General features: G+C 72.6%; 15 protein-coding genes and 1 riboswitch. Of the genes, 1 reads left to right on the top strand and 14 read right to left on the bottom strand.

The genetic code is table 11. The features are described 5' to 3' along the window. Positions 1-168: 168 nt before the first annotated feature. From ACIRFH_RS12845 to ACIRFH_RS12780, 14 genes are all read right to left on the bottom strand, one after another. A complete protein-coding gene (locus tag ACIRFH_RS12845) occupies positions 169-1,572 on the bottom strand; it encodes an NAD(P)/FAD-dependent oxidoreductase (RefSeq protein ID WP_403519739.1) in 1,404 nt (467 codons plus the stop codon). 476 nt (positions 1,573-2,048) lie between these two features. Continuing rightward, complete coding sequence (locus tag ACIRFH_RS12840; RefSeq protein ID WP_403519737.1) at positions 2,049-2,597, bottom strand: GNAT family N-acetyltransferase; 549 nt, start codon at positions 2,595-2,597, stop codon at positions 2,049-2,051. Between the two features lie 169 nt (positions 2,598-2,766). Further along, complete coding sequence (locus ACIRFH_RS12835) at positions 2,767-3,708, bottom strand: exopolyphosphatase (RefSeq protein ID WP_403519735.1); 942 nt, start codon at positions 3,706-3,708, stop codon at positions 2,767-2,769. Continuing rightward, positions 3,705-4,244, bottom strand: coding sequence for a DUF501 domain-containing protein (locus ACIRFH_RS12830; protein ID WP_403519733.1), 540 nt, complete (start codon positions 4,242-4,244; stop codon positions 3,705-3,707). The genes ACIRFH_RS12835 and ACIRFH_RS12830 overlap by 4 nt, the downstream gene beginning before the upstream one ends. Positions 4,245-4,273: 29 nt before the next feature. After that, on the bottom strand, positions 4,274-4,756 hold the full coding sequence (locus tag ACIRFH_RS12825; RefSeq protein ID WP_403519731.1) for a septum formation initiator family protein: 483 nt from the start codon (positions 4,754-4,756) through the stop codon (positions 4,274-4,276). A gap of 169 nt (positions 4,757-4,925) precedes the next feature. Next, positions 4,926-6,215 (bottom strand): phosphopyruvate hydratase, encoded by a 1,290-nt coding sequence (gene eno, locus ACIRFH_RS12820; protein ID WP_403519729.1) that lies wholly within the window; start codon positions 6,213-6,215, stop codon positions 4,926-4,928. Positions 6,216-6,484: 269 nt separating this feature from the next. Then, positions 6,485-7,240 (bottom strand): transglycosylase family protein, encoded by a 756-nt coding sequence (locus ACIRFH_RS12815; protein WP_403519727.1) that lies wholly within the window; start codon positions 7,238-7,240, stop codon positions 6,485-6,487. A gap of 3 nt (positions 7,241-7,243) precedes the next feature. After that, positions 7,244-7,409, bottom strand: a riboswitch (cyclic di-AMP (ydaO/yuaA leader). Positions 7,410-7,586: 177 nt separating this feature from the next. Further along, on the bottom strand, positions 7,587-8,672 hold the full coding sequence (locus ACIRFH_RS12810; RefSeq protein ID WP_403519725.1) for a transglycosylase family protein: 1,086 nt from the start codon (positions 8,670-8,672) through the stop codon (positions 7,587-7,589). A 144-nt stretch (positions 8,673-8,816) separates the two neighbouring features. Further along, the gene (locus ACIRFH_RS12805; RefSeq protein WP_403519723.1) at positions 8,817-10,184 is read right to left on the bottom strand and encodes a cytochrome P450; all 1,368 of its coding nucleotides are present in this window, start codon (positions 10,182-10,184) and stop codon (positions 8,817-8,819) included. After that, positions 10,181-11,167 carry a nucleoside triphosphate pyrophosphohydrolase gene (locus tag ACIRFH_RS12800; protein WP_403519721.1) on the bottom strand — a complete coding sequence of 329 codons (987 nt, stop codon included), beginning with the start codon at positions 11,165-11,167 and terminating at the stop codon, positions 10,181-10,183. Before ACIRFH_RS12800 ends, ACIRFH_RS12805 begins: the two co-directional genes overlap by 4 nt. Before the next feature lie 67 nt (positions 11,168-11,234). Beyond that, entirely contained in the window at positions 11,235-11,882 is a 648-nt protein-coding gene (locus ACIRFH_RS12795; protein WP_403519719.1) for a SurA N-terminal domain-containing protein, read from the bottom strand. Between the two features lie 146 nt (positions 11,883-12,028). Further along, a complete protein-coding gene (pkaE, locus tag ACIRFH_RS12790; RefSeq protein ID WP_403519845.1) occupies positions 12,029-13,519 on the bottom strand; it encodes a serine/threonine protein kinase PkaE in 1,491 nt (496 codons plus the stop codon). Between the two features lie 38 nt (positions 13,520-13,557). Next, positions 13,558-14,187 (bottom strand): hypothetical protein, encoded by a 630-nt coding sequence (locus ACIRFH_RS12785; RefSeq protein WP_403519717.1) that lies wholly within the window; start codon positions 14,185-14,187, stop codon positions 13,558-13,560. A gap of 127 nt (positions 14,188-14,314) precedes the next feature. Further along, the gene (locus ACIRFH_RS12780; RefSeq protein ID WP_403519716.1) at positions 14,315-16,348 is read right to left on the bottom strand and encodes an N-6 DNA methylase; all 2,034 of its coding nucleotides are present in this window, start codon (positions 16,346-16,348) and stop codon (positions 14,315-14,317) included. Between the two features lie 188 nt (positions 16,349-16,536). Here ACIRFH_RS12780 and ACIRFH_RS12775 point away from each other — a divergent pair, with 188 nt between their 5' ends. Next, entirely contained in the window at positions 16,537-17,055 is a 519-nt protein-coding gene (locus ACIRFH_RS12775; RefSeq protein ID WP_403519714.1) for a hypothetical protein, read from the top strand. The last annotated feature ends 50 nt before the right edge of the window (positions 17,056-17,105 follow it).

The following is a 17,105-nucleotide window of genomic DNA, read 5'->3' as shown; positions in this document are numbered from 1 at the left end:
GCAGTCCCCGGCACGCGTTACGACTGGGCAAAATGCATGTACACACCATGATTCCGTCGCCCGGCCGGCGCACCGGCCGGGGCGGCGCGGGAACGCCGAAGGGGCCGCCCGCACCACGGATGGCGGGCGGCCCCTTCGGGCGCTGTCACTGCTGCGGGTGACCGGGGGTCAGGAGGCCTTGGCCTCGGTCTTCTCCGCGGGCTTCTCGCTCTTGTCGGCCTTCGGCGCGGCGGCCGGGGCCGGCTTGGCGGCCTCGTAGAACTCCTCGCGCGGGGACTCGATCGCGCCGAGGGAGACGACCTCGCGCTTGAGGAACATACCGAGCGTCCAGTCCGCGAAGACGCGGATCTTCCGGTTCCAGGTCGGCATCGCGAGACCGTGGTATCCGCGGTGCATGTACCAGGCGAGACGTCCCTTGAGCTTGATCTTCATCTTGCCCATGACGATCATCGCGACGCCCTTGTGCAGGCCGAGGCCCGCCACCGCGCCCTTGTTGGCGTGGCTGTACTCCTTCTGCGGGAAGCCCCGCATGCCGGAGACCACGTTGTCGCCGAGGACCTTGGCCTGACGCAGCGCGTGCTGGGCGTTCGGCGGGCACCAGGCGTTGGGGTTGCCGTTCTTGCGGCCGACGAGGTCCGGGACCTGGGCGTTGTCGCCCGCGGCCCAGATGTAGTCGGTGCCCTTGACCTGGAGGGTGGGCTCGCAGTCGACGTGACCGCGGGGACCCAGCGGCAGACCGAAGCGGGACAGGGCCGGGTTCGGCTTGACGCCGGCCGTCCACACGATGGTGCTGGAGTCGACCTCGAGGCCGTTCTTCAGCACCACGTGGCCGTCGACGCAGGAGTCCATGGAGGTGGACAGGTAGATCTCGACGCCCCGGCTCTCCAGGTGCTCCTTGCCGTACTGGCCGAGCTTGGGGCCGACCTCGGGAAGGATCTTGTCGGCGGCGTCGACGAGGATGAACCGCATGTCCTCGCGGGACACGTTCTTGTAGTACTTGGCCGCGTCGCGGGCCATGTCCTCGACCTCACCGACGGTCTCCGCGCCGGCGAAGCCGCCGCCGACGAAGACGAAGGTGAGCGCCTTGCGGCGGATCTCCTCGTCGGTGGTGGAGTCGGCCTTGTCGAGCTGCTCCAGGACGTGGTTGCGCAGGCCGATGGACTCCTCGATGCCCTTCATGCCGATGCCCTGCTCGGCGAGGCCGGGGATCGGGAAGGTGCGGGAGACCGCGCCCATGGCGATGACCAGGTAGTCGAAGGGCAGCTCGTACGCCTCGCCGACCAGCGGGGCGATCGTGGCGACCTTGCGGTCCTGGTCGATGGTGGTGACCCGGCCGGTGAGGACCTCCGCCTTCGGAAGCACGCGTCGCAGAGGGACGACGACGTGCCGCGGGGAGATGTTGCCGGCGGCGGCTTCGGGGAGGAAGGGCTGGTAGGTCATGTACGACCGCGGGTCGACGACGGTGACGGTCGCCTCGCCGTAACGCATCTTCTTCTGGATGCGTCGAGCTGCGTACAGGCCTACGTACCCACCGCCTACTACGAGGATCCTGGGACGCTCCGTGGTGCTCATGGCATCGAGTATCCACCCGCCCCAGGGGGGTGGTTCGTGCGCCCCTTCACAAGCTTCACCAGGGGGCGTGTTACACTCCCCGACCCACGTGACGGAGGTCATGGCGCCGACCGGGAACCAGGAGGTAAGGGACCCCGTTGTCAATGCCGCTTGAGCTGCCCCTCCGGCGTTCCGACGGCGCCGCGGGCGACCCTCCGGGGTGATCGCGCGCCCCTCTCGCGCCGCTCTCCTGAACGTGTTCAAAGGGCAGTTGAAGCCCCAAAAGGATCAATAGAGGCCCACGCGCCGCCCCTCACGACCGAAATCCTTGTGAAGAACTTCACGAAGTTGCCCGGGGATGCGGCACCAAGTCGGCCCCGGCAGGCCGTTCCGGCCTGCTCATCCGTTGTTCCGGCCGCTCACCCGGGGGCGGCCGCGGCAGCCGGACGCCCCCGTTCCCATCCCCGCACGCGCCCCCCGGAAGACCGTCCACCGCGTCACGCGGCGTTCGCCCACTCCTCGCGGAGCATCCCGAAGAGCACGCGGTCGTAGCGCTGCCCCTCCACCAGCACCGCCGACCGGCGGCGGCCTTCTTCACGGAAGCCCAGCCCGGTGAAGGCGCGCACGGCGCGCTCGTTGCCGCTCCAGGTGTCCAGCTCCAGGCGGCTCAGGCCGTACGCGCCGAACAGGTGGTCCACGAGCAGCCGCAGCGCGTCACTGCCGTGGCCGCGCCCCCAGAACTCGCGCTCGCCGATGGTGACGCCCAGCGTGGCCACTCCGGCGTACGGGTCCAGGTCCCGGTAGTCGGCCATGCCTATCACCCGTCCGTCCGCCAGGTCCTCGACCGTGAACACGGCCGACTCCCTCGGGGACAGGCGCAGCATGGTGTCGAAGCCGAGAGCGAGCGCCTCCGCCGTGACCGGGCCGAAACAGGGGTCACCGGCCGCGGCCCAGCGCACCACCTCCGGGTCGTTGCGCCACCGGAGATGGTGCTCCGCGTCCTTGGCGTCCAGCGCGCGCAGCCTTACCGATCTTCCTTCGAACATCGCACCACCGTAACCGGCCGCAACGATCGCTCGGGGCCGGAAGCACACGCGCGGACGCCCTCGACGCCGGACGAGGGACCGCCGACCCCCGAGGCGGGCGAAGCCGTGGCCGGCGACGGTGCGCCGACCGGCCGCCGGGACGCCCCGAGAAGCCGCCCGCCGCCGCCCGTCAGGCCACCGACCACGCGATCCCGTCGAGGATGTCGTGCTCGCTCACGACGACCTCCTCCGCGCCCGTCCGCTCCATGATCGCCAGGAGCACCAGCGCCCCCGCCCCGATCACGTCGACGCGACCGGGGTGCATCGAGGGCACCGCGGCGCGTTCGGCGTGGGTGGAGCGCAGCAGCCAGTCGGTGATCTCGCGGACCCGGTCGCGGGAGATCCGGGAGTGGTGGATGGCGGCCGAGTCGTACTCCGGCAGCTCCTGCGCGATCGCCGACACCGTCGTCACGGAGCCCGCCAGCCCCACCAGCGTGCGCGCCTCGCGCAGCGGCACGGACCGCTCGGCGAGGTCCAGGGCCGCCTCGACGTCGGCCCGTACGGCCGCGATCCGCTCCTCCGACGGCGGATCGCTCACCACGCCGTCGCGGACCAGGTGCCGCTCCGTCATCCGGACGCAGCCGACGTCCACGGAACGGGCGGCCCGCACGTGGTCGTCGCCGACGACGAACTCGGTCGAGCCGCCGCCGATGTCCACGACCAGGTAGGGCCTGGCGAGATCCGCACGGCCCGTCAGCTCCTTCGTCGCGCCCGTGAAGGAGAACTCGGCCTCCTGGTCGCCGGAGATGACCTCCGGCTCCACGCCGAGGATGTCCAGCACCCCCTGCACGAACTCGTCCCGGTTCTCCGCGTCCCGGGAGGCGGAGGTCGCCACGAAGCGCAGCCGCTCCGCCCCGTGCCCCTTGATGATCTCCGCGTACTCGCGGCAGGCGGCGAAGGTCCGCTCCAGCGCCTCGGGCGCCAGCCGCCCGGTGCGGTCCACGCCCTGCCCCAGCCGCACGATGGTCATGCGCCGGTCCAGGTCGGTCAGCTCGCCCGTCGCCGGGTCCGCGTCGGCCACCAGGAGCCGGATGGAGTTCGTACCGCAGTCGATGGCGGCGACACGGGTCACTTGCCGTCCTCCCCGCACGTCTCGGAGACCGTCACGCACGGCCCCTTGCGCCACCACTCGGGCAGCATCGCGATCGCCTCGTCGCCCAGCGGGTTGACCCCCGGACCGGCCGCCAGCGAGTGGGCCACCAGCACGTGCAGGCACTTCACCCGGTCCGGCATGCCGCCCGCGCTCGGGAAGCCGGTCAGCTCCTCGATCTCGTCGCGCCGCCGGATGTAGTCCTCGTGCGCCGCCCGGTAGGCGTCGGCCAGCTCCGGGTCGGCGGCGAGGCGCTCGGTCATCTCCTTCATCACGCCGTTCGCCTCCAGCGTGCCGATCGCGGAGGCCGCCTTCGGGCACGTCAGGTAGTACAGCGTGGGGAACGGCGTGCCGTCGGGCAGCCGCGGCGCCGTCTCCACGACGTCCGGCTGACCGCAGGGGCAGCGGTGCGCGATGGCGCGCAGGCCGCGCGGAGGGCGCCCGAGCTGCTGCTTGAAGGCCGCCACGTCCGCGTCGGTGGGCTCGGTGCGCGGAGTGGTCGGCGGGGGAGTCTGCATGACTGTCTTCTGCTGGTCTTCCTGTTGAGTCACTGCCGGTGGGCGGCGGCGTCGGCCTTGTCGACCCCGTCCCACACGTTCCGGTACCAGGGACGGTCCGCCGCACCGACGTCGGCGCGCGACTGCTCGGCCGCGTGCGGGTCGACGACGATGAACCCCGTCTCCCCCGGCATCACGTAGTGCAGCCGCAGACGGATCTGCTGCTCGGCGTACGCGTCGTCCTGCCATCGTGCCTTGAGGTCGCGCAGGTCCTCCACCCGCTGCCGGGTCCGCGCCTGCTCCTCGCGCAGGTCGGCGATCTCCGCGCGCTGGGCGACGTACTGCCGTATCGGGTAGGCGAGCGCCACGACGAGCGAGCACAGCACCATCGCGAGCAGCGCCGCCCGGCCGGTCAGGCGGGAACGGCGGGCCTGGCGCCTGGTCTGCGAGCGGTAGACCCGGGCCGCGGTCTGCTCCCCGATGATCCGGATCCTGGTCGCGGTGGAGAAACGGTCCCGGTCCTTCACCGCCATGTGCCCGCCTCCGCCTTCGTGCTCGTCATACGTGCGTACGTCCCCGCACACGGTACGGGACCGAGTACGGGGACGTACGTACGACGCTGCCTCTCGCGGGACGGGTCAGCCCCTGCCGGGCCCGCCGGCCCGCGGAGCGCTGTGCCTACTGGTCCGCGGAGCGCTGTGCCTACTGGTCCGCGGAGCGGAACCGCGGGAAGGCGCTGCGGCCGGCGTACACCGCGGCGTCGTCGAGGATCTCCTCGATGCGCAGCAGCTGGTTGTACTTGGCGACGCGCTCGGAGCGGGCCGGGGCACCGGTCTTGATCTGGCCGCAGTTGGTGGCGACGGCCAGGTCGGCGATGGTGACGTCCTCGGTCTCGCCCGAGCGGTGGGACATCATGCACTTGAAGCCGTTGCGCTGGGCCAGCTCCACGGCGTCCAGGGTCTCGGTCAGCGAACCGATCTGGTTGACCTTGACCAGCAGGGCGTTGGCCGCGCCCTCCTCGATACCGCGGGCCAGGCGCTCCGGGTTGGTGACGAACAGGTCGTCGCCGACGAGCTGGACCTTGTCACCGAGCTTGTCGGTGATGGTCTTCCAGCCCTCCCAGTCGTCCTCGAACAGCGGGTCCTCGATGGAGACCAGCGGGTACGCCTCGACCAGCTCGGCGTAGTACTCGGTCATCTCGGCGGCCGAGCGCTCCTTGCCCTCGAAGGTGTAGGAGCCGTCCTTGTAGAACTCGGACGCGGCGACGTCGAGGGCCAGCGCGATCTGCTCGCCCGGGGTGTAGCCGGCCTCCTTGATGGCCTCGAGGATGAGGTCGAGGGCCTCGCGGTTGGAGCCGAGGTTCGGGGCGAAGCCGCCCTCGTCGCCGAGACCGGTGGCCAGGCCCTTGCCCTTCAGCACCTTCTTGAGGGTGTGGTAGACCTCGGTGCCCCAGCGCAGCGCCTCGGAGAAGGACTCCGCGCCGATCGGGGCGATCATGAACTCCTGGATGTCCACGTTGGAGTCGGCGTGCGAGCCGCCGTTCAGGATGTTCATCATCGGCACCGGCAGCAGGTGCGCGTTCGGGCCGCCCAGGTAGCGGAACAGCGGCAGGTCGCTGGCCTCGGAGGCGGCGTGGGCGACGGCGAGGGAGACGCCGAGGATGGCGTTGGCGCCCAGCGAGCCCTTGTTGTCGGTGGCGTCCAGGTCGAACATGGCCTGGTCGATCAGACGCTGCTCGGTGGCGTCGTAGCCGACCAGCTCGGGGCCGATCTGCTCGATGACGGCGAGGACGGCCTTCTCGACACCCTTGCCCTGGTAGCGGTTGGGGTCGCCGTCACGGAGCTCGATGGCCTCGAAGGCACCGGTGGAGGCACCGGACGGAACGGCGGCACGCCCCGTGCTGCCGTCGTCGAGGCCGACCTCGACCTCGACCGTGGGGTTGCCTCGGGAGTCCAGGATTTCCCGGGCTACGACGACGTCGATGGACGGCACGAGCATCTCCTTCTTCAATGTGACGCTTCGGTGTGACGCGGGTCCGCGAGGACCGCAGCGGCTCTGCGGGACGAGCCTAACCGGCTCCGGGCGATCGGCCAGCCGGTCACCCACCCGTTGGACAGAACCGAGAGTAAATTGTTTCCGAACGGAACAAAGACCGTTCGCGGAAACCCGGGAAGCCTCCCCGGCACCCGGGGCGTGAAAAACCCGCCCTGGTGCGTACGGGGGAACACGCACCAGGACGGGAGTTGAGGGCGGGCCGTCGCCTACTTGAGGTGCAGCTGCTGGCCCGGGTAGATCAGGTCGGCGTCGTCGACGATGTCGTCGTTCAGCTCGAACAGCTTCGCCCAGCCACCCTTGACGTGCTGCTCCGTGGCGATCGAGCTGAGCGTGTCGCCCTCGACGACCTTGTACTCGCCGTCACCCTTCTCGACCTTCTCGCCGGTCGGGGTGGTGACGGTCTTCTTCGGGGTGACGGTCTTCTTCTCGGCCTGCTTCTCGGCGGCCGGGCGCTCGGAGGAGCGGGAGGCCCTCTGCTCGGAGGAGCGCTCGGCCGTGGAGCCGGTGGACCGGCTCTGCGAGCTCTGGGAGCCGCCGGAGGACTGCGCGGAGCCGGAGGACTGGCTCTCGGCGGAACCGCCGGTGTACGCGGCGCCCGACAGGCCGGTGCCGCAGACCGGCCAGGCACCCTTGCCCTGGCTCGCGAGCACCTTCTCGGCGACCGCGATCTGCTGCGACTTGCTCGCCCGGTCGGCGGTCGGGGCGTACTGCGTACCGCCGTAGGCGGCCCAGGTGGAGGCCGAGAACTGCAGACCGCCGTAGTAACCGTTGCCGGTGTTGATGGCCCAGTTGCCGCCGGACTCGCACTGGGCGACGGCGTCCCACTCGGACGCGGTGGCGGCGGAGGCGTTGCCGGCCGCCATCAGCGGGGCGGCGACGGCGGCACCGGTGACGCCGGCGACGGCGATGACACGGGTGGCCTTGGACGGACGACGATGCTTGCCCTTGCCGGAAAACAGCATGGTTGATCCCCTCACCGACGCCTGCGAGGTGAGCTGTCGGGTTCGGGCCGGTTGAGTTGCCCGGCCGGGTCCCTCACGGAACTCGGCTTCACCCCTAGCCGCTCCGGATCGACTGCCCGGTGCGGCACCTACCTGGGTCCCCCGCTCCTGCCTGCGGCGCTCGAGGCGACGACTGTTCCCGTACCGCCGCTGGCAGGATTCGGCGTTGCGACGGTCGGGGCCCGCGGTGGCGAGCGGTCACGACCGTAGACACGCGCTCCGCGGATTTTCAAAGACGATCACGGCTTCTGAGACCTATCTCTCACGTGATCCAAAACGGACATACAGCCTCTAACCGTGACGCGAACTAGCCCTGGTTCTCGCCCGATTCGCCCGTGACGGTGAGCGTCTGACCGGGCAGGATGTGGTCCGGGTCGGCACCGACGACGTCCTTGTTGTCGGCGTAGAGGGACGGCCATCCCCCGGCGAGGTCAAGGGAGTCGGCGATGCCCCAGAGACTGTCGCCCGAACGGACGGTGTACGAGCCGTCCGTGAGGTCGCGGGTGCCGTCGCCGTCGCGCGAGGCGTGACGCCCCGACGACTCGGCCGTACGGCCGTCCACCCCACCCTCTTCGGCGCTGCCGCCGCGATGCCGGCCGGTCGCGGGGTCCTCGGTGCCGACGAGTCCCGAAATGGCGCCATCCTGCCCCGACTTGCCCGTCTCGTCACCGCTGGGCGCGGCGCCGTCCGCGCGGCCGGACCCCCGCGTGTCGTCGCCGGCCGGAGCACCGGACGGGGAGGACGTGTCGGACTTGGCCGTTTCGCCGGAACTGCCCGACGTGCCATCGGACGTGGCGTCAGGCGTGGCCGAGCCGGACGGCGACGGCACCTGGGACGCGGACCGGGACGGGGAGGGGGTCGCCGAAGGGGACGATTCAGGCCCGGACTCGGTGGAATCGGTCAAGCCGGACGACTCGGACGCACCCGACGCTCCCGGCGCCCCCGGCGCCCCCGGTCCGCTCTTCCCCGTCGACGCCCCGTCACCCGACGCCCCGGTGCCGCCGGACGTGGTCCCCGAGCCGCTGCCCAGCCCCGCGAGCAGCCCGCAGGTCGGCCAGGCGGCGATGCCCTGGTCCGCGAGCACCTTCTCGGCGACGGCTATCTGCTGCGAGCGGCTCGCCTGGTCGGCGCTCGGCGCGTACCCCAGACCGCCGTACCGCTCCCAGACGTCCTGGGACAGCTGCAGGCCGCCGTAGTACCCGTTGCCGCCGTTCTGGCTCCAGGCGCCGCCCGTCTCGCACTCGGCGACCCGGTCCCAGTTCGTCCCGTCGGCCGCGTGGGCGCCGGTGGCCCCCAGGAGCGGGATCGCGATGGCGGAGCCGGTCACTCCTGCGGCGACGACCAGGGCGGGAGCCTGACGGGGGCGACGGTGACGACCGTTCCCGGAGAGCATGCGACGACCTTTCACGAGACAGCGAGGACGGCGCGGCGAGTGGTGCTCGGCAGCCACGCTGATCCGTGAACGTATAGGGAGATGATCGCTTGTCACAAGTTCATGCCGCACAGATCACGTGAAGATCACAGAACTGAGCGCGTGTCACGTTTGCATCGGCGACGGATCGTTCCCGGGCGGCGGGGGCACCGGCGTGAACGTCACCGGGAGGGTGCGCAGCCCCCGCATGATGAGCCCGCCGCGCCAGCGCAGTTCGGCCGGATCCGCGGCGAGGGCCAGGTCCGGGAGACGGGTGAGGAGCGTGGCGAGCGCGGTCTGCCCCTCCAGCCGGGCGAGCGGCGCGCCGAGGCAGTAGTGGATGCCGTGGCCGTACCCGAGGTGCTGGCTGTCCCGGCGGGAGAGGTCCAGGGTGTCCGGGTCGGTGAACCGCTCCGGGTCCCGGTCGGCGGCGGCCAGGACGACGAGGACCGGGTCCCCGGGGGCGATGTCCTGCCCGCCGATGGTGAGCGCCTCGGTGGCGAAGCGCCAGGTGGCGAGTTCCACGGGGCCGTCGTAGCGGAGGAGTTCCTCGACGCCGGTCTCCAGCAGGCCGCGCTCGCCGACGGCGAGGGACGCCTGGAGGCGGGCCCGTTCCTCGGGGTGGGTGAGCAGGGCGTACGTGCCGTTGCCGATGAGGTTGACCGTGGTCTCGAAGCCGGCGAACAGCAGGATGAAGGCCATGGCCGCGGCCTCGTTCTCGGTGAGGTGCTCGCCGTGGTCGGAGGCGCGGATGAGGCCGGAGATGAGGTCCTCGCCGGGGCCGGGCTCGGCCGGCAGCGCGGCGCGCTTGCGGTGGATGAGGTCGGCGAGGTAGCCCCGCATCTTCTTCACCGACCGTGCGACACCGCCCCGGGAGCCGCCCGCCCGTCTCCCACCACCGCCCTCATCGGACGACGGCCTTCGGCCGCCGGCCGCCTGGTTTCCGTGGCGGATCATCATGCCCGCCCAGTCCCGGAAGTCGTCCTGGTCCTCGCGGGGGACGCCGAGCAGGTCGCAGATGGCGTAGATGGGCAGGGGGAAGGCGAATTCGTGGATGAGGTCGGCGGAGCCGGTGGCGGCGAACCGGTCGATCAGGTCGTCGGCGAGCTCCTGCACCCGGGGCGCGAACTCGGCGACGCGGCGCGGCGTGAACGCCTTGCTGACCAGCCGGCGCAGCCGGGTGTGGTCCGGCGGGTCGATGTTGAGCAGATGCGTCATCAGCTCGGCCTTGCGCTCGCCCGGGATGCCGGTCCTGCCCCTGGCGTGCGCGGGCTCGTCGTGGTGCGCCGGGTTCTTGGACAGCCGCTGGTCGGCGAGGGCCTGCCGGGCGTCGGCGTACCGGGTGACCAGCCAGGCCTCCACGCCGCTGGGCAGCGTCGTCCGGTGCACCGGGGCGTGCTCGCGCAGCCAGGCGTAGGCGGGGTAGGGGTCGCTCGCGAACTCCCAGGTGAACAGCTCGGGAGCCGGGCGGTCGGGGACGGGCCGGCCGGTCATCCCTCGACCTTCCTGATCGCGTCCCGGTAGGCCCGGGCCGCCGCCCGCAGGGCCGCTTCCGGGTCCGTGCCCTCGGACTCGGCGCGGGCCGCCAGGGCGAGGAGTTCGTAGCCGATGCCCTCGCCCCGCGGGAGCGGCACCTCCAGGCCCGCCGTGCGGACCCGGGAGGCCAGCTTGGCGGCGAGGGCCAGTCCGGGCTGGCCGAGGGGGACGCCCTCGGTGACCGAGGCGCGCTGCTTCTCCACCGCCTTGGTGCGCAGCCAGTGCTCCCTGACCTCCTCCGGCGTGGTCGCGGTCGCGTCGCCGAAGACGTGCGGGTGGCGGTGGACGAGCTTGGCGACGATGCCGGCCGCCACGTCGTCGATCGAGAACGGCGCCTCGGTGTCCTCCTCGGCGATGCGGGCGTGGAAGACGACCTGGAGGAGGACGTCGCCCAGTTCCTCGCGCAGTTCGTCGCGGTCGCCGTCCTCGATGGCCTCGACGAGTTCGTAGGCCTCCTCGATGGCGTACTTGGCCAGGCCCTTGTGGGTGCGCTGCGAGGACCAGGGGCATTCGGCGCGGATGCGGTCCATGACCTGGACGAGATCCAGGAGGCGGGCGCCCGGCAGGTCGTAGGAGGCGGGGAGCAGTTCCAGCTCGGGCATGGCGAGGCGGCCGGAGCCGGCGAGGCGGGCCAGTCCGTCGGTGAGGGCCGGTTCGCCCTCGCCGGTCGCGACGACGACCACGGTGCGGCCGCCGGTGCAGGCGGCGAGCAGTTCCTCGGCGGCCGGGGACGCTTCGTCGACCCGTATGCCCGCCTCGCGCAGGTAGGGCAGCTGCGGGTGGGCGGCGTCGGCGCACAGCACGCGGTCGGCCGTGCGCAGGGCCTGCCAGGCGGGCCAGGACAGCAGGCCGGGGGCGACGCGGTGGCTGGTGGTGAGCAGGACGATGCGGCCCGGGTCGGGGGTGGTGCCGTGAGCGGGGTCGGCGCTGGTTGCGTTCACGGTCCGAACGTAACGCACGCCGTCGGCGGTGCCGCGGGTCGTCCCCGGGGCGGCCCGCGCGGAACCGTTACGCCGTCTGCGGGGGCCCGGCCGCCGTGACCTCGCGCACCCAGGGCGTCCTGGCGTCTACGCGGCTGCTCTTCTGGACGTCCCAGGTGCCGTAGCGGGGGTTGAGGTCGACGCCGAGCTGCCGGGAGGCCTTGGACAGGGCCTGCCAGAACTCGGGGCGGCTGGTGTCGGTGCCGAGGTGCCCGGCGAGCTTCTGGGCCTCCAGCTGGATGCGCAGGTTGTCGTCGAGGCGCTCGGGGGCGACGCCGTACTGCTGGAGCCAGGCGGCCTCCAGCTGCTTGGCGCCGCCGGCCTGCTGCTCCAGACCGGCGCGCATCCGCTGGACCTCCTTGCGGGTGACGGTCACGCCGGCGTCCTGGGCGGCGCGGTGCAGTACCCGGTCGAGGACCATGCCGTGCAGGGTGTCGCGGGTGAGGGTGCCGGTGCGGGCGACGACCTGCTGGTACTGGGTCTCGTCCGGGACGGCGGCCCGCTGCGCGTCGCGTACCTCGTCGACCCGGTGCTCCAGTTGGGCGACGGTGATCCGCTGGTCGCCGACGACGGCGGCCGCACCGGGATGCGCGTCGTTCCCGCAGGCGGTGAGCAGGGGTGCCGCGGCGGCGATCGCGGCGGTGAGGAGGAGCGCGGTGCGACGGCGGCGGTGCAAGGAAACCTCCCGTTGGAGATTGTGCGACGGTGCACAAAGTCTTGCGGTGATCGATGGTAGGCAGTGGCCCGGCTTTGGCCAACCCATTCGACCAACGATTCACGCGGGCTTCGGGCACCGCCGCGCCCCGACCGGGGTGACGGTGGTCAGCCGCGTACCTGGCCGAGCCACTGGAGGGTGCGCCGGACCTCGGCCGCGAGGGGGTGCCCGGGGCCGTGGACGCGCTCCAGGTCGTGCAGGAGCCGGGCCAGGGTCTCGTGGGCGGCGGCGCGGTCGCCGAGGGCGAGGAGGAGGTGGCCGATGCGGCGGCGGACGTCGTGGGCGAGGTCGGGGTCGCCGGCGACGTACTGGTTCTCGTAGTACGGCAGCAGGGCGCGGTACTCGGCGAGGGCGGCGGCCGGTTCGCCGAGCTGTTCCAGGCACTGGGCGGCGTCGTAGCGGTGGCGCAGGGACTGCGGGTCGGCCTGGCCGGCCTCGGCGGCGCGTTCGTCGGCGAGGCGGCGCAGTTCGGGCAGGGCGCGGCGGTACTGGCCGTCGTCCATGAGGGTGGCGGCGTACTGCTTGCGCAGGGTGCGCACGACCGGGGAGCGCTCGCCGTGCTGTTCGGCGGCGGCGGGCAGGATCGCGCCGAGGATGTCGACGGCCTGGGTGATGCGGCCCTCGCCGAGGAGGCGCTTGACGTCGTCGACGGCGCGGGCGACGTCCGGTTTCCCGGCCTCGGCGACGGGGGCCGCCGGGGCGGGTCGCGGTGCGGGGGTGCGGGCGCGGTCGGGCCAGGGGGCGTGCGGGCGGACGAAGGGGCGGGTGGGGTCGAGGGGGCCGCCGGTGGGCATGGAGCGTGCGGGCAGCAGCAGTGCGAGGTGTTCGTAGACCTCCTGGGCGGAGGCGGGGCGGTGCTGCGGGTCCTTGGCGAGCAGGCGCAGGACGAGGGCTTCGAGGGCTTCGGGGACCTCGGGGCGGATGCGGCGCACGGGCAGCGGCGGCTCGTACAGGTGGCGGTGGAGCACGCCGAGGGCGGTGGAGCCGGCGAAGGGGACGTCGCCGCTGAGGAGTTCGTGCAGGAGGACGCCGAGGGCGTACAGGTCGGTGTAGGGGCCGACGGCGCCGCCCATCGCCTGCTCGGGTGCCATGTAGGCGGGCGAGCCTATGGGGGTGCCGGTGTGGGTGAGGCGGGTGGTGTCGGCGTCCATGACGGAGGCGACGCCGAGGTCGAGGACGGTGACGGTGCCGTCCTGCTTCACCATCACGTTGCGCGGCTTGAGGTCGCGGTGGACGATCGGCACGGCGTGCACGGCGCTGAGGACGGCGCACAGCTGGGCGGCGACCGCGACGGCCCACTGCCAGGGGTAGGGGTCGTGCTCGGCGAGGTGGTCGGAGAGGTCGGCGCCGTCGACGTACTGCATGACGAGGAACAGTTCCTCGCCCTCGCTGCCCGCGTCGTGCACGGTGACGAGGCCGGGGTGGTCGACCTGTGCGGTCACCCGGCATTCGCGCACGAACCGGCGGCGCAGTTCGTCGGCCTCCTGGCCGGCCACCTTGTCGGGGCGCAGCAGCTTCACCGCGACGCGCCGGTCGAGCCGCTGGTCGTACGCCGTCCAGACCTGTCCCATGCCGCCCTGTCCGATGAGCGTGGACAGTTCGTAGCGGCCGGCGACGACACGTCCCGTCGCCACGGTCACCTCGCGCTCTCGTGGTTGCCGTTGCCGTTGCCGTCGTGTCGGCGGAGGTAGTCGCTGAGTTCGTCGAGTTCGGCGCGGACCTGGTCGATGCGGGCGGGGGCGGGGGTGTGCGGCGGCGGGGCGGGGGTGGGCACGGGCTGCTGGGGCACGGGTGCGTAGGGCATCGGGGGTGCGGTGTACGGGGGTTGCGGCATGCCGGGTGCGGCCGTCGCGGTGAACGGCGGCGCGGGCTGCGGGTATCCGTAGGCCGGTGTCATCGGCGGCTGCACCGCGTGGGCCCGGTGGAGCCGGTGGAAGTGGCGTATGTCCGCGTAGAGGTAGTGAGCGACGCAGGCCGCGGCGTTCAGCAGCAGGATGATCATGCCCGCGGTGCCGTTCGGAGTGCTGAGGTCGTCGGTGTCGTCGGTGCCGATCAGGGCGAAGCTGGTGCCGAGGACCACCAACGTGCCCCCGAAGAACCACCAGTCGGCGGGCCTGCGCGTCACGATCGCCGCGCGGAGCGGCGCCACCCAGGCCAGGAAGCCGATGCTGAGGAGCGCGATCGCCACGAAGATCACGCGCAGCACGACCAGCACCCCGGTCGAGGGGGGCTTCGGCGTGGGCGGCGCGTAGCCGTGGCCGTGCATGGCTGCTCCTGGATTCCTGACGGGTGCGGGCGTATGTGCCGAGTCCGAGCGTATAGGCCGACAAGGACAACCGGCCCCGGGTTGTACCGAACCGTTGTCGTGCTGGTCGCTTCCCGCGCGCGGGGCGTCAGTCGGGGGTGACCGTGCCGTCGGTCAGGCCGTCGTACATGCCGCGTACGAGCTGCTCGCCGAGGCGGCCCGCGTGCCTGAGCGCCCGTTCGAAGTCATCGAGGGCGCGGAAGCGGGCGCCGTAGCGGCGCTGGGCGTCGAGCGGGAGCCGGGGGAGCTGGAGGCGGCGCACGTCGAGGCGGGTGGCGGTGGACGCGTAGCTGCTGGCCTGGCGGTTGTTGGCGGTGCCGCGCAGGAATCCGGCGAGGAACCAGGGGTCCAGGGCGGCCGGGTCGGGGCGCAGCAGGACGAGGTGGCGGCCCAGGGCGGCACCGGCGGTGGCGTCGTCGACGACGCGGGTGACGGGGTCGCCGCCGAGGATCGGCAGGACGACGTCCCCGGCCTCGGTGAGCAGGGGTTCCTCGTCGCTCTCCGGGAGGGTGCCGGAGGGGGCGGTGCCGGCGAGGACGTCGAGGTCGGTGAGGACGGGTACGCGCGCGTGGCCGCCGTTGGTGCCGGTGCGCATCGTCAGGGCGCCGCCGCGGGAGAGTTCGCCGACGGTGGTGAGGGGCCAGCGGGGGGCGGCCGGTGCGGTGGCGGCGGGGGGCGGGGTGAGGTCGGCGGCCAGGCGCAGGGTCTCGCCGAGGCGTTCGCGTACGTCCGTGAGCTGTTCGGCGCCGTCGGCGGCGGTGGGCGGCGGCAGGTGGCGGGCCGGGGCGAGGTCGACGTCGTCGTCGAGGAGGTCGATGACGGGCAGGGAGCGGGCCAGGCCCGGGCGTTCGTCGAGGTGTCCGGCGCGGTCGAAGTCCCGCCACGCGCCGCGCACGGCCTCCCGTACGGCCCGCCAGTCCGGTCCGCCGCGCCCCTCGCCGGCGAACTGCCCCGCGTCGGCGAGCAGTACCTCCGGCTGCGCGGGCGCCTTCTCGGGCCGGCGCAGCACCCACAGGTGGAGCGGGATGTTGTACGGGGGTGCCGCGCCGAGGGGCAGGGCGACGACGGCGCGCAGCGCGCCGCGGCGCAGCAGGTCGGCGCGGATGCGGCGGCCGGAGCGGCGGGAGGCGGCGGCGGGCGGCATGAGGAGCACGGCCGTGCCGCCGTCCGTCAGGCGGGCGAGGGCGTGCTGCACCCAGGCCAGCTCGGACTCGGTGCGGGCCGGGAAACCGTACTCCCAGCGGGTGTCGTAGGCGAGTTCGTCGTGTCCCCAGTTGCGCTCGTTGAACGGTGGGTGGCACAGGACGGCGTCGGCGCGCAGCTCGGGGAAGGCGTCCGCGCGCAGGGTGTCGCCGGCGGCGATGCGTACGGCGGCCGTCGTGCTCAGGGCGAGCCGCAGTCCGGTGAGCGCGGCCAGTTCGGGGGCGCTGTCCTGGCCGTACCGCTCCTGGCCGGGCCGGGCGTCGGCCGCGCGGAGCAGGGTGCCGGTGCCGCAGGCCGGGTCGAGCACCGTCCGGGCGGGGCCGGCGAGTTCGGCCATCAGCTCGGCGAGGGGGGCGGGGGTGAGGGTGTAGTGCCGCGGGTTGGCGTCGAGGTGCCGGCCGAGCAGGAACTCGTAGGTCTGCCGTGCGCCCTGGGCCGCGGCGAGTTCGGCGGCTCCGCGCAGGAGGGGCGCGGAGGGGAGCAGCCGGGGGCCGTCCGGGGTGGCGACGGTGCGGTCGCGGCCGGTGCCGAAGCGGGGGGTGAGCACCTGGTCGAGTGCGGCGGGCAGCAGGGCGGCGAGGCGCTCGTCGGAGCCGGCGCTCATGTCCAGCCAGTCGGTGGGGCGGTCGTGGATGAGCAGGAGGACGCAGCCGGCGTGGGTGAGGGCGGTGACCGGTCCCTCGGGGTGGCCGGCGAGTTGCTGCCAGACGCGTTCGCGCAGGGGGACCTCGGCGAGTTTGCCCTGGGCGCGCAGCCATTCCTCGACCTCGGCGAGGGCGAAGGAGGGGCTGGTCTCGGTGCCGCCGACGGGCTTGGGGAAGTCGGCGTGGCGGCGGCGCCAGTTGCTCACGGCCGCGCGGCCGACACCGGCGAGCCGTGCGATTCCGGCGGCGGTCACTTCTGTCGCGTTGTCCTGCACCCGCACGGCTCCCCTCGTCCCTGTGTGGTGACGAGCATACCGAGGGGTGTGGATCGACGTATTCACGGGCGTGTACGCGTTCGGCGCCGTGAACTTGGTTGACTCGATTCACAGCTTCTGTTCTCATTGACCTCGCCAACGAGCGGTCGTCTACAGGAGGCGGTCGCCGCACGGGAGGGGACACAGCCATGGGCATGAAGGGCAAGATCGCGCTGGGCGCCGTCGTGGGGATCGTCGTCATCGGAGCCGTCTCGGCGAACGGCGGCGACGACGGGGACGGCGGCGGCAAGAGCGACGGCCGGACCTCGGCCGGCGCCGCCGCGAAGCCCGGCGACGCGTCCTCGGGCGGCTCGTCCTCGGGCGGCTCGTCCGACGCCGAGCAGGCCGAGGAGAAGAAGCCCGCCGAGGACAAGGCGGTCGAGAAGGCTTCCCAGGCCGACCAGTTCAAGGCGTTCGTGCAGAAGAACGGGACGGCGACGGAGAAGAAGGCCGTCTCCCACGTCACCAAGGTCCAGGGCGCGGACGAGCAGAACGACATCCTCGACACCGCCGACGTCTACACCGACTTCACCGGCGGCATCATGGGCGAGGGTGAGGGCGCCGCCAAGCTGATCGCCTCCGCGTTCGCCGACTGGAAGGACAGCGAGAACGGCCTCGTCACCGTCTATGACGCCGAGGGCGAGCTCCTCGGCAACGGCGAGTTCTGACGGGCGCCACCGCGCCACCGGCACGCACGCCGCTCACCTCACGCGCACGC

The sequence above is a fragment of the Streptomyces sp. NPDC093586 genome, from assembly GCF_044764905.1.
Classification (GTDB): Bacteria; Actinomycetota; Actinomycetes; order Streptomycetales; family Streptomycetaceae; genus Streptomyces.
Note: the sequence above shows the minus strand (reverse complement) of the source record. Positions and strands in the feature narration are given on the sequence as shown.